The 13,112-nt window shown below is 49.1% G+C and carries 10 protein-coding genes; 7 read left to right on the top strand and 3 right to left on the bottom strand.

Features of this window, described 5'->3' with window-relative positions; genetic code table 11:
* Nucleotides 1-68 precede the first annotated feature (68 nt).
* Complete coding sequence (locus DVH26_RS11430) at nucleotides 69-974, top strand: NAD(P)/FAD-dependent oxidoreductase (RefSeq protein WP_239633811.1); 906 nt, start codon at nucleotides 69-71, stop codon at nucleotides 972-974.
* 58 nt (nucleotides 975-1,032) lie between these two features.
* On the opposite strand, the gene DVH26_RS11425 is transcribed toward DVH26_RS11430, so the two are convergent.
* From DVH26_RS11425 to DVH26_RS11415, 3 genes are all read right to left on the bottom strand, one after another.
* Complete coding sequence (locus DVH26_RS11425) at nucleotides 1,033-1,650, bottom strand: nitroreductase family protein (protein WP_239633810.1); 618 nt, start codon at nucleotides 1,648-1,650, stop codon at nucleotides 1,033-1,035.
* A gap of 89 nt (nucleotides 1,651-1,739) precedes the next feature.
* On the bottom strand, nucleotides 1,740-3,857 hold the full coding sequence (locus DVH26_RS11420; protein ID WP_239633809.1) for a right-handed parallel beta-helix repeat-containing protein: 2,118 nt from the start codon (nucleotides 3,855-3,857) through the stop codon (nucleotides 1,740-1,742).
* A 357-nt stretch (nucleotides 3,858-4,214) separates the two neighbouring features.
* The gene (locus DVH26_RS11415) at nucleotides 4,215-4,865 is read right to left on the bottom strand and encodes an FMN-dependent NADH-azoreductase (RefSeq protein ID WP_239633808.1); all 651 of its coding nucleotides are present in this window, start codon (nucleotides 4,863-4,865) and stop codon (nucleotides 4,215-4,217) included.
* A 199-nt stretch (nucleotides 4,866-5,064) separates the two neighbouring features.
* On the opposite strand from DVH26_RS11415, the gene DVH26_RS11410 reads away from it, so the two are divergent.
* The 6 genes from DVH26_RS11410 (at nucleotide 5,065) to DVH26_RS11385 (ending at nucleotide 13,040) form a co-directional block, all read left to right on the top strand.
* On the top strand, nucleotides 5,065-5,568 hold the full coding sequence (locus DVH26_RS11410; protein ID WP_239633807.1) for an Rrf2 family transcriptional regulator: 504 nt from the start codon (nucleotides 5,065-5,067) through the stop codon (nucleotides 5,566-5,568).
* 235 nt (nucleotides 5,569-5,803) lie between these two features.
* Nucleotides 5,804-6,052: a hypothetical protein gene (locus tag DVH26_RS11405; RefSeq protein WP_239633806.1), complete on the top strand. Its 249-nt coding sequence runs from the start codon at nucleotides 5,804-5,806 to the stop codon at nucleotides 6,050-6,052.
* Nucleotides 6,030-7,334, top strand: a complete 1,305-nt coding sequence (locus tag DVH26_RS11400) for a spore germination protein (protein ID WP_275590466.1) — start codon at nucleotides 6,030-6,032, stop codon at nucleotides 7,332-7,334. The genes DVH26_RS11405 and DVH26_RS11400 overlap by 23 nt, the downstream gene beginning before the upstream one ends.
* 25 nt (nucleotides 7,335-7,359) lie before the next feature.
* Nucleotides 7,360-8,439 carry a Ger(x)C family spore germination protein gene (locus DVH26_RS11395; protein WP_239633805.1) on the top strand — a complete coding sequence of 360 codons (1,080 nt, stop codon included), beginning with the start codon at nucleotides 7,360-7,362 and terminating at the stop codon, nucleotides 8,437-8,439.
* A gap of 24 nt (nucleotides 8,440-8,463) precedes the next feature.
* Nucleotides 8,464-9,585 carry a GerAB/ArcD/ProY family transporter gene (locus DVH26_RS11390; protein ID WP_239633804.1) on the top strand — a complete coding sequence of 374 codons (1,122 nt, stop codon included), beginning with the start codon at nucleotides 8,464-8,466 and terminating at the stop codon, nucleotides 9,583-9,585.
* 278 nt (nucleotides 9,586-9,863) lie between these two features.
* Entirely contained in the window at nucleotides 9,864-13,040 is a 3,177-nt protein-coding gene (locus DVH26_RS11385; protein ID WP_239633803.1) for a S8 family serine peptidase, read from the top strand.
* Nucleotides 13,041-13,112 lie beyond the last annotated feature (72 nt).

Genomic DNA, 13,112 nt, shown 5'->3' with positions numbered 1-13,112 from the left:
CATATTCCACGGTTACGGGCAATAAGTATCTATAAAATGATAATGAGCCATTCAAGGAGTGATTCCCGATGCTGCTGGATTGCGCTATTGTCGGAGGCGGCCCCGCCGGCTTGAACGCGGCACTGGTGCTGGGCAGAGCCCGAAGACACGTGATATTATTCGATAGCAATCAACCGCGGAACGCAGTAACCCGGCACTCTCACGGGTTTATAACACGGGACGGGGTAAAGCCGGGCGAGTTTCGCAGCTACGCTCAGCAGGATATCCGCCGGTACCCTTCCGTTCAAATTCACAATGACACGGAAGTCGTATCCGTGGAAAGGATGGGACATACCTTCCGGCTCGCAACCCGAACGGGCGAACGATTCGATGCCAGGACGATTCTGCTCGCCGCCGGCCTGAGGGAAGTGCTTCCCGAGGTTAGGGGAATTCATGATTATTACGGCAAGAGCCTGTTCAGTTGCCCGTACTGCGACGGCTGGGAGCTTAGAGACAAGCCGCTGGTCGTCATAGCCGAAGGGCCGAACCTGTTTCTTTCGGCGAGGATTATATGGAATTGGAGCCGTGACCTTATTCTTTGCAGCAACGGCAATCGAGTGTTGAATCCGCAGCAGCTCCACCTGCTGAACAGTAAAGGAATCGGGGTTATGGAACAAAGAATCGCCCGATTGGAAGGAAACAATGGCTTGATGGAACGCGTTGTATTCGAAGGCGGCTCCAGTATCGCCAGATCGGGAGGCTTCGTTTCTCCCCAATGGTATCAGGCAGCGCCCTTCGGTGCGCAGCTAGGCTGTCTGACCAACTCCTTGAACGGCTTCGTCACCGATTCCTTCGGGAGAACCAATGTGAGAGGCGTTTATGCAGCCGGGGATACGTCGGTCGTCGCGCCTTCCCAGCTTATCATCGCCGCAGCCGAAGGCAGCCGCGCCGCCATCGGAATCAACACGGACTTATCCGAGGAAGCCTTCCTTTGAATGAAAAAAGCTCTCTGTCAGCGACGATCCTCCAGTCGACAGAGAGCTTTTGCATGAATTACTTGAACACTTTCATTCGTTCGGACAATGGCTTGAATTCCTTGTCCCCGGCCTGAGCCGTCGGGTTGCCGTAAGGCATCTGAGCCAGCAGCTTCCACGAGCCCGGAATGCTCCACTCGTCCTTCACTTTATCATTGATCAACGGATTGTAATGCTGGAGGTTCGCTCCCAGCCCCTCGCTTTCCAGCGCCGTCCAGATAACGAACTGCAGCATGCCGTTCGATTGCATCGACCAATCCGGGAAATGCTCCTTGTACGTCGGAAAGCTCGACTGAAGTCCTTCGATAACCGTCATGTCTTCGAAAAACAGCACGGTTCCGTGTCCATTACGGAAGCCGTTCAGCTTTTGCTCGGTCGATGCGAATTGATCTGCGGAGACCATACCTTTCAATACTTCCTTGGTAAGATCCCACAGTTTGTTATGGTGCTCCCCGAATAACACGACGACCCGTGCGCTTTGTGAGTTGAATGCGGACGGCGTATGCTTCACCGCCTCTTCAATGAGCTCCACAATCCGTTCGTCCGCTACGGACGATTCCTTGCTGATTCCATAGATGGTGCGCCGCTCGCGAACCGCTGCCATAAAATTGCTCCCGGTGCCTACTGTTCCAGCCATGCCGATGATCCCTCCGTTAGGTATGGTAAGTTAAGCTATTGCAACTTTGTTAGTGTGTACCTGCCGGAGGGGCTTTTATTCAGCTAGCCTTACTTCTCGATATTGTTGCTTTGGACATCGCTGGGACGCAGCTTCAGCTTCGCATTGATTAACGTATTGTTCTGAATCGTGTACTTAGGCGCCCCTACACCCGCATAAATCGTAGAAATGCCTTCGGCTGCGACATTGGAGGTGATGGTATTGCCTTTGATTGAAGCCTCATTAACCGCGTACGGATTGTTGCGGGTCCAATAGTCTCCAATCATGATCGAGTAGTCGGTCGGGTTCGCCATTTTGTTCGCCGTGATGATATTTTTTTCAAATACGATTTTTTTGGCCTTGACCGCTTTCAAAGCAAATCGTTTGTCCAAAATGTTCAAAGTGGAATTGGTCATCGTAAAGTCAGCGCCGGGATTAGTGACTGTGGCGCCCTCGAACATGTTCAGCGTACACTGGTTGAACACATATTTGCCCGTATCGTCCAAGGTCAATCCCTTTGTCGTCGAGCTAATCTGACAGTTGGAATACGTAGCTGGAGGCATATTCAGATTGGCAGGCTCACTAACCTTCAAGTTGTCGATGATGCTGCCTTCCGGAACGCCGCCGGAGATGCTGCCGCCGTTCATGGTCAAATTCGTGACGCGAATCGGATTCACCCACAGCGAGAATTCGGAGCCTCCCTTCTGGTTGTTCATCGTTATGTTCGAGGCGGTGATGCCGAACGGATCCTTGCTGCTGATCACAAATTTAGAATCGGTAAACGTCATGCCGTCGATGCTTAAATTAGGGCCTTCCAAATGGGTAAAGGAGTCGTTCATTTGATTGCCCTCAAATTTCACATCGTGATAAGCATAAATGCTTGTGCCGTCAAAATGATTATTTTTTATTAGCGCACCTGTGAACGGGGGGGAAACGGCAAGACCAATTTTGCCTTTGGATGCCAAATGGTTGCCTTCCACCGTCGCATCGTGGCCATCATACAGAATAACGTCATATGCCGCATTATTATAAAACTTGTTGTTTCTAATGAAGATGTTGCTGTTCATCTGCCCATTCTCGCCGTATCCGCCTTCTACGTCGATGCCGGACTGAGGGGCCGTGCCTTTAATATCATGGATCACGTTGTTGATAACCGTTATGTTATCGCCTCCGCCGATCGTAATGCCCTGTCTGCGGTTGAACGCAAATTCCGAATTTTTAACGACTACATTCTTGGAAACGGCCCTTTGCCAAAACTCAATGTACGCTCCGGTGCTGCTAGGTTGATTGAACACAACGTAGAAATAGCTTGCGCCGTCAGGAATTTGCGTCACTTGGCGCAGCTTTGTGTTTTTCATGCTTGTGATGAAGGTCCCGTCCTGCTTGTAGAAGAATAAGTCAAATTGGGGCAGGAGCTTTTGGCCGTTCGAAAACTCGAATTCCCGCTCCGTCTTAAAGATCGGGCTCGTGAAGTTCAGCGGCTCTTTCACTCGGATTTTGCTCGAATCGGGGATGAGCTTCCCTTTATCGTCAATCGAGCCCGATACGAAGCTCGCGGCGTACAAATCTTTTACCATCGTGCCTTTCCCGCCGACAGCCAGACCGTCACCTGTAAAGTTAATCGCCTTTATACCATCAATCGTAACGTTGACGGCTCCTTCGGTAATGATCCCATATCCGCCTTCATGAGTACCCTTGCTGGAGAAATCGTGCGAGTCCTTGTCGCCCTTGTATGTCCCGCCTTTGATCGTGACATTGTTGGCACCATAGCCGATGTGCAGCGTCTGATACCCGGCAAATCCGTTCGCCTCTTTTTGAATAACCGCATTGGGGTCCAGCTCGAAGGTTATATTGGGAACCATATTGATGCGTGCCGTAGTATCCAGCCACAGCTTCGGATCCTGCTTTTTGATCGTGTACGTGCCCGCCGGGACTTTAAACGTCGTCATGCCATTGGCATGCGCCCATTGCAGAGCGTCGTTGAATCCTTTGGTCGTTTCCACCGGATGGGTTCCATCGTTATAGATGCCCCAATCCTTCGGCACCAGCTGGTATACTTTGCTGGCGTTAGGGGCCGCTTGTGCGGATTCGGCTGTCACGGCTTGATTGCTGGGAGCAACATCGGCCGCGGCAGCCTGAATCGGCAGCGCGGTCAGCAGAAGCAGCAGTCCAACCCATTTCATTTTCATTGTCCGTCTCACCATTTTTCATTAAAATTGTGGTTCCATTGAGTCGTTCCTGATGGAGAAAGAAGCATTATATTCATGAGTTATAGAATTCATACGAACGTTCAGCCTTGTGCCATACACCACCATCCTTCCATGCTGTGCTGTCTATGAAGTTTACTGTACAATAAGCTCACAGCAGATTTTGTCATATTGTGGAATGGTTTACAAGATAGCCAAGGCCTAAATATGCATCCTTCACGAAATCATTGCAAACGAGCATCGTACCATGTACCCAAATCCGATCGAATTATAGGTGTTTGTACCCTGTTAGTAAATGTAAAAAAAGAGAACCGAATTCATCGGTTCTCTGGATCGTCATTAACCATTCGCAGAAACAAGCGACAAGTGCCGCGCTGCCTCCTCCGCTTCTTGATAAGCTTGCTCCAACACTTCTTCGGGCTTCATAATCGACGTCCCCTGGGCTCTAATAATCCGGTAATCCTCCACTCCCAAGAAATTGAACATGGACTTTAGGTATTTGTGCGAGTACTCTACCTCGGTATACCAGTCGTTATTCGTGTATACGCCGCCGCTGCCTTGGATGACCACGAGGCTCCTGCCGTCCTTGAGCAATCCGACGGATCCGTTTTCCGTATATTTAAACGTTTCCCGGGCGATGAGAACATTGTCCATATAATCCTTCAGCTTCGACGGAATGTTAAAGTTGTGCAGCGGCATGGCGATAACATATTTATGGGCGCTCTTGAACTGGCGGAGTATTTCAGTCATCCGATTCGTAACCAGCTGCTCCTCCTCCGAGAGCGTCTCTCCCTTGGCCGCTTTCTCCCATGCGCTTAACACCGTACGATCAATCATCGGAACATGATCCTCGTACAGATCGATTTGTTCAACCGCTCCATTCGGATTCGACGAGGCATAAGCTTCTTTGAAACGGGTTAACACCTGCAAGCTGAAGGAGGTTGAGGATTTCACTTTCGGATGAGCGTTGATAATAAGTAGTTTGTCCATTATGGGTCTCTCCTTGTTTTGTTTTTATTGTCGATAATATTAATCGACGATTAACTATATCTACAATATAACCGTTACCATGACACCTGTCAAACCCTAATTCGTGGCAGCCGTTCACACCAATCCGCCGTTTGACAAGAAGCCCGAATCCTCCTAAGATTAATAGACGATAGCTTGTAGCAAAGGAGCAGGTACGCTTATGCAGTATAGTATCGGGGTCGAATATGGACTGCATTGCCTTGTTTATTTAATAGATATTCCTCCGGATTCTACGATTGGGATTAAAGAGCTTTCCTACTTTCAGGGTGTTTCCGAAACGTATTTATCCAAAATTTTCGGAAAATTGAGTAAAGCCGGTATCGTCCGATCCGTTCCCGGAGTAAAGGGCGGATACCGGCTGGCCAAATCCCCGGATGAAATCAGCTTCTGGGATGTCGTAGAGGCTGTCGAAGGCCCTCAGCCCATTTTTCATTGCAAAAATATTAAAGACAACAGTCTGCTTTACCGGGATAAAGAAGAGACGGATTGTTCTTCCCGTTCGTCATCCTGCACCATTAACTTAGTCATGCTTCAAGCCGAAGAAACCATGCGGGACTATTTGCGCGGCAAAACCTTGTCCTGGTTAAACGACGAGCTGGATCGCGTGCTGCCGAACCAATCCCGGACGGAAACACGCAGCTATTTCGCCAAAAGCTTCACCTGACCGCGCTTCACCGCTCAAACCATGCCATAAAAAATGTAAAGGGCTCTTCGCTTTCATAGCGTGGAGCCTTTTGCATATATAGAATTTGTAATCGGTGCTCCCCGCAAAGTATCTGATGGACTTCGAAGCCTAAGCTCCACTTTGTGGGGGTATTTTTGTGCATAAAAAAACGGCATTCTACAAAAAATACCACAGAACCGCCCAATATTAGCCAAACGTTTTCGGAGACAGAATCATGAAGCCCAAACATCAGCCCAAGCAAGTGCAGGCCGGCTCCTTATTGCAAAGCACGGTGGATAGCATGGATCAACTGAAGGAATTGACTGAGCTGTCCGCCGATTTCAAGACGGTCTCGATTTCGCTAGCCAATCAGAAGCAGACGGTCTCCTATTACAAATCGTTAATTAATGAAAAGCTGCTCCAGGATACGCTTCTGCACACCATGCAGCATAGAACGGCTGATGCTGCCTTTCGACGATCTTGAGGCTATTCGGAAATGGCTCCCTATCGAGGATATGGAAATTACGGACGATCCGGCCGCCATCCAATCGAAGCTGATGCAAGGACACATTATGGTCCGGTTCGGTGCAGACGAATCCCGGGTTGCGTTAATTCCATTCGCAAGCAAGCAAGGACTGCGGAAAAATAACGATACCGAGAATGAATTTAGCGTTGTCGGACCCAAAGTAGGGTTTGTCGAGGATCTGGATACGAATATTCATTTGCTGCGCTCACAAATCAATATCCCGAACCTGATCGTCAAGGAGATCACAATTGGCAGCATTTCCCAGACCAAAGTAGCGATCGTCTATATACACGGCATCACGAATGAAAGAACGGTTCGGACGATAGAACAGAGACTTGACGATATCGACTTCGAGGTTGTATTTGATTCTTCCCAGCTGGACCAAATTATATCCGACAACAGCTTGTCGCCCTTCCCTCTATTTGTAAGCACGGAACGCAGAGACCGGGTCGTGTATGCGCTTATTAGCGGGCAGGTTGCCGTCATTAGCAACGGATCGCCGTATTTTATTACCGGTCCTTCAACCTTGTTCGATTTTTTCATTTCCCCGGAGGATTATTATTTGCCCTGGATCCTGGGCTCCTTTTTTCGTTTGATCCGTATTTTCGGCGTCATTTTCTCGCTGTTTGCCACGTCCATGTATGTTGCGATAATGACTTATCATTATGAGGTGATTCCAAAGGGCTTGCTTGGCCCCCTTATCTTTTCCAGGCTCAACGTTCCGTTCCCGCCCGTGCTCGAAGTGTTGTTCCTCGAGCTAACCATCGAATTTCTGCGTGAAGCCGGTGCAAGACTGCCTACCAAGATCGGCCAAACGCTGGGCATTGTCGGCGGCATTATCGTCGGCCAAGCCGCCGTCGAAGCGGCTCTAACCAGCAACATTCTCATAATTATCGTTTCGTTGTCCGCTCTTGCCTCGTTCGCTACGCCGATCTATAAAATGTCCAATACGATACGTTTTTTGCGGTTTCCGTTCATTGTGCTGTCAGCCCTATGGGGCGGTTTGGGCATGTTTATCGGGATTTGCTTCTTGATCGTCCATATTACCCGTCTGGAATCGCTGGGCAGCCCTTACACTGTCCCGGTGTACCCGTTGAGATTCAAGGATTTAAAAGACAGCTTCATCCGCTCCTCCTATCAGTCGTCGAATATGCGCCCCCGTTATTTGAGACCGAAAGCTTTATTCCGGTATATTCCAAAACCGACGGCTCGACGCAATGAGGATCATGAAGAACAGTAATTGCACAGAAAGCGTGGGTATAAGCTTGGCAAAGATCGTTCTGCTAGTCGCTTGTTGTCTGCTGATCGCTTCATGCAGCAAAACGAAAATTGTAAACAAGATTGAGCTCATTCAAACCATAGGGGTCGATCTATCCGGAAAAAGCGTGAAGAGCACTATGCTGGCAGGCAATTACAAGAAGAAAGGAGAGTCAGGCGTACAACTGCTCGGGACGAAATCCGATACCAATCTGGATATGATGTCGAGGATCAATGCGCAAACGAGAAACCCTATTGAGTACGGCCAGCTGAGGATGCTTCTATACGGAAAGGAGTACTCCCGGAAAGGAATAGCCGATATGATGCAAAATTTGTGCCATGATTCCAAACTATCCACCCGGATGCAGCTTGGTGTTACGGATAAGGAAGCTTCGGATATATTGGCTGCCGTTGCACAATCCGAGGAATCCTATTTCCTGTCCGACATGATTGAACATCATATAAAAAACGGAACATTGCCCCATAATAACCTGCAAATTGCACTATTTAACTATTACGGGAAAGGCAGGGATCTATTTCTGCCGTATTTGAAGCTGACTGAAGGAAAGATCGTTGTAGATGGGCTGGCGTTGTTCAAAGACGACAAATATGTAACCAAAATCAATATGCAGGAAGCCTTTTTGTTAAAAATGCTTATTGAGAACTCCGATAACGGCACTTATCTGGCTTCCATCCGTGCAACGGAGCAGCAGAGTGCCAGTCCTGTTTTATTGCACAGCATCAGCTCCAAGGTCAAATATAGCCTCAATAGGCTGCACCCCCAGCCTTCCCTGTCGGTCCTCGTACATATGGATGCTCAGATCAAGTACGTTCCGGACTGGATCGATCCGACCTCCTCCGCTCACCGTTCCATGCTGGAAAATGAGCTGGGCTCGTATTTCGAGCAAGTGCTTCAAGCGCTGTTGTCCTTGTGCAAGAAACACAACGTGGATCCGGCCGGCCTAGGAGATTTCGTTCGGAGCCGATCCATACGATGGAACGAACAAGAGTTTCAAGCCAGCTACCCGCAAATGCAGACGCAGGTCACAGTGAAATTGAAAATTGTCGAGACTGGCGTCAGTCTCTGATGTTAATAAGAGGGGGAATTATTTGTGGAGCCTGCATCCAAGAGCAAGGAGAGCTATACCCTTTCCCCTTATCTCGTTTTTTTTCTAATGTACGTCAGTATGGTAGGGGTCGGAGTTCTGGATTTTCAGCGGGATTTAAGCGAAGCTGCCGGATATAATGCATGGATTTCCATGTTATTGTCGGGTATCAGCATACATGTCGTCTTGTGGATGATGTGTAAAATTTTACACGATCAACCTGCAGATCTTATGTCTATCAACTGTTCATGCTTCGGTAAAATGCTCGGCAGCGTGATAAATTTCGGGATCATCGTTTATTTTTTTCTGGGGGCTTTTGTCACCTTCAGAGGCTATATGGCCATTGTCAAAGTATGGCTGTTTCCCGATATGAACATGCTTCCTGTGACCATCCTGATCGCTGTGCTCATTTGTTATACGGTATCGGGCGGGCTGCGTTCAGTCGCCGGATTATGCTTCTGGGGAGTGGTCTGCTCCTTCCTTTTCGTCATTCCGCTGAACTTCCTGGCCATTCCGTATTTACATCCGCAAAATTTGCTTCCTTTGTACGAACGTACTCCGGCTGAGATTTATAACGGCTTCAAATGCATGATTTTTCAATACCTCGGGATCGAGACCCTCATGTTATATTATCCTTTGGTGCCCTCGCAGGCGAAAGCGCAAAAGTGGGCGCAAGCCGCCCTGCTTACCGCGACGATATTTTATTTGATGATCGTGCTGGTCACCTTCATGTTTTATACCCAAGGTCAGCTGTCCGAGATTGCTTGGCCGACGCTTCACCTGATTATGATTCTCGAGCTGCCGTTATTTCAGCGTCTGGAGTACTTTGTCATTTCGGTGCTGTTTATAAAAATAGCCGCTAACGTCGCTTTGACGATCTGGGCCGCATGCCGCGGCGCCAAGCAGGCGTGGAATATGAAGATGTCCGTCAGTCTATTGGCTTTCATGATTGGATTTATTGCACTGCAAATCGTTATTAACGAGGGCGGAAGATCGAAGCAATTGATCGAATGGTACTCCAACGTCGGATATTATTTTATATACGTCTACATTCCGGTTCTGTTCGTGTGGGTGCAGATCAGAAGCAAGCTGCGTACGAAACTGACTGGTGCGGAGCCGTCGCAGTAATGAGAAAACCGTATCGAGGCCTTGACCTCGAGATTTTATATATTATATTGTGTTAACAGAAAGAGCGGGCCTGTGTGCCAGCTCTTTCTTGTTGTGCAATTAATTGTTTATGTACTTGGATAATTCATAATGCTAGATTCATAGGATTCAGGCTGTGCCTATCAAAATAAATATAAACCATTTACAGATTTCGACAAAAAGAAGCTTGCAAATCTTTTAAAATACGGTAGGATACCTGATAGTACATAGATTGTCGCTAAATTACGAGGAGGAACGCCATGTTTCAACAATCGAAAAGAAAATGGATAAGTTATGTCATCGCTGCAGTCACTGCCGTTCAACTGGCAATTCCTGCTCAAGGACCGGTTCTTGCCGAGCCAGTTTCTCTGCAGTCAGCAGAGATGCCTACCTTCAAAGAAGCCGACATTGTTCCGGGGAAAGTCATCGTTAAGTACAAGCAGAATGCGCTGAAGAAGGTGCAATCCAGCTCCTTCTCTCCATCGTCCTTTTCCGTTTTATCCTATGATGAGCCTATCTCCGTTACAGCCAAACTGTTGGAGCTTCAAAGCAATCCAGATGTGGAGTATGCCGAGCCCGTCTACAAAACACAATTGATCGCTGCAGCATCCTCCGGCGATACGGTGTCCCAATCCGTGTACTCCGGACCTGAGGAATATATGAAGCAATGGGGCAAGCAGGCAGCGGAATTGGACGATATGAGCGCCTATTCTACTGAAGCGCAAAATCAGCAGGTTACCGTAGCCGTTATGGACTCCGGGATCGATCTGACGCATCCGGATCTTAAGAGCTCGATAGTCAAAGGATACGACTTCGTCAATAATGACGACATCGCCCAAGACGATCATGGCCACGGCACCCATGTATCGGGAATTATTGCAGCGAATTCGGCGGCAGGCACCGATTACGGGATCGCTCCCGGCGTCAAAATCATGCCGCTCAAGGTCCTGGACAGCAATGGCGAGGGGGATACGGAGCAAATCGTTCGAGCGCTGCAGTATGCCATAGCGAATAAAGCGGACGTTATTAATATGAGCCTTGGTACTGCCGGAGACAGCCGGGCGGTTCGGGAGCTGATCAAGCAAGCATATGGCCAGCATATCGTTCTTGTTGCCGCTGCGGGCAACGAAAGCAACCATTGGGTTCGGGACGAAGCCGGACAGATGGATCCTCTGAATGATATGAGACGCTACATTACGTTAACGAGTTACCCCGCCGCCTATGACGAGGTGATAAGTGTCGGCGCCGTTGCGCAGATTACCGGCCAATCTTACGCTATTGCGGATTTCTCCAATGTCGGGAAGGTTGACGTAGTCGCACCCGGGGTCAATATTTACAGCACGGCCTTGGGCGGAGGCTACATTTATAAGTCAGGGACGTCTCAAGCAACGCCGTTTGTCGCCGGGCTGTCCGCTCTGTTGAAGGCAGCTAACAAAGCTTTGGATGCGGAAGACATCCGCACCATTCTGCAAACTTCTGCTCAAGAGAACCGTCTTAGTGCCCTGAAAGAAAAAGAATATGCCAACCTTACGCAAGCTCCCAACGACCATGTTTCCAGGACAATGGTGTACGGTGAAGGTATGCTTCAAGGGATTCGGGCTTTTGAAACACCGAGATTGAAAATCGAGCCGGTATCCATCAATTACCCTGCCGATCGAACCGTAGCTTTTGATGCGACTCTGCTGGACGTTCATAATACGGTGGTGAAAGCAACCTATTCCGTGAATCTGGAAGCAAGGTACTATGACGAAACTTTGTTGGACCGGGAACAAGATGCGACATTTTCCGTGCCTTCCGTTTCGCCATTGGTAGAAGGCCGCGCAAGACTTACCGCTATTTTGGACAGCAGTCCGCTTATTCATCATGTATACGTCTATGGATTCTGGTCGGCTGACCCGAGCAGCGGAGCTGCCACACATCGTTCCAATCCATATGTGCTCCTGAAGCGTCCTGCCAATCCGTTCGTCAACCTGCAATCCGGAACATATGAAGGCGAGCAGACGGTTACGATCACGACCGCTTCTCCAGAGGGCATCATTCTTTATCGAGTTCAAAATGCGGATCAAACCTTAAGCGGCAGCTTCAATATTCAAGGCGGTTCGTTGAAAATTGCCAAGGATACCGTATTAACGGTCGCATTCCTCCAGAACAATGTGTTTAGTGAAGACGCGGTCTATTCCTATCGCATTACTCCTAAGACAACTCCTCCGAAAACCGGCGGTGGTGGCGGAGGAGGAGGTGGCGGTGGCGGCGGTGCCGGAGGCAGTACCCAATACGCTCCTTCCATGGATGCCAACGGCAAACTAACCTACGAGGTGACGGCTCCGCGCGTAGACGTGCTTTTATCGTTACATTCGGACTCCAAAGATGTAACGATAGACGCTGCAACGGAAGAAGCAGTCGATATCCTTACGGTGAAGGTGGATGCCGACCTGATTGCGAAGCTGTGGAGCAAGGACAAATCGCTTGTCATTAGATCCAGTGACGTAACCTTGTCCATTCCGCCGAAAGCTTTTCAAATAAAGGATGAAGGCAGTACGGTTGTGTTCAAAAAGTCTATCGATTCGGCGCCTCCCATGACCGACTACGCTGCCGTTTCTCCTATTTATGACCTGTCATTGACGGAAGAGGGAAATCTGGTTGCATCGTTTGCTACGCCGATCCAAGCTTCGTTCTTGTATGACAGCAGCAAGGTGAAGGATCCTCAATCGCTTGGTTTATATGTACTTGACGAGCCATCGGGGAGTTGGACCCGCGTAGGAGGCACATTAGCCGGTACGAACACGATCACGGCACCGCTCACGCACTTCTCCAAATATGCGGTACTGGAGAAAAGACCTTCGTCCGACTCCAAACCGGGATCGTCCGAAAGCGTCGCCACCTTTGCGGATATTCAAAATCATTGGGCACAAAAAGAAATTGAGCAGCTTATCGCTCAAAGCATTGTCGACGGTGTGGACGCTGACTCGTTCCTGCCGGATGCCAGCATGACGAGAGCCCAATTTGTAACTTTACTTACGAAAGCATTGCAACTGAAAAATCAAGGCAGCGCCACTACATTTCATGACGTTACCAACAATTCCTGGTACAAGGATGCCGTATATGCTGCGTATGAAGCGAACATCGTCAACGGTGTCAGCGATAAGGAATTCGCTCCGGAAGCTAGTGTTACGAGAGAGCAAATGGCAGCTATGATGGTCAATGCTTACTTGTACAAGACCGGCAATAAGCTAAGTGATATCGTGATTACGCAGGAAGTCAAATATTCGGATGAGGGAACCATCAGCGATTGGGCGCGGACGCAAGTACGAGCAGCTTCCGGGCTCGGTCTCATGAACGGAACGGACGGAGGAGCGTTCGCCCCTTCCGATCAAAGCACGCGAGCTCAAGCAGCCGTAGTGCTGCAGCGCATGCTGGCTAAGCTGCAATCCCAGTAATTGCTTATTCAGTTGGATCGTCAAAGTAAGCAAAAGCCATCGATAAACTAAAAACCGTGAGGGCGTTCGTCC

It is taken from the genome of Paenibacillus sp. H1-7, from assembly GCF_022354825.1.
Taxonomy (GTDB): domain Bacteria; phylum Bacillota; class Bacilli; order Paenibacillales; family NBRC-103111; genus Paenibacillus_S.
This window is presented reverse-complemented; position numbering and strand designations above follow the sequence as displayed.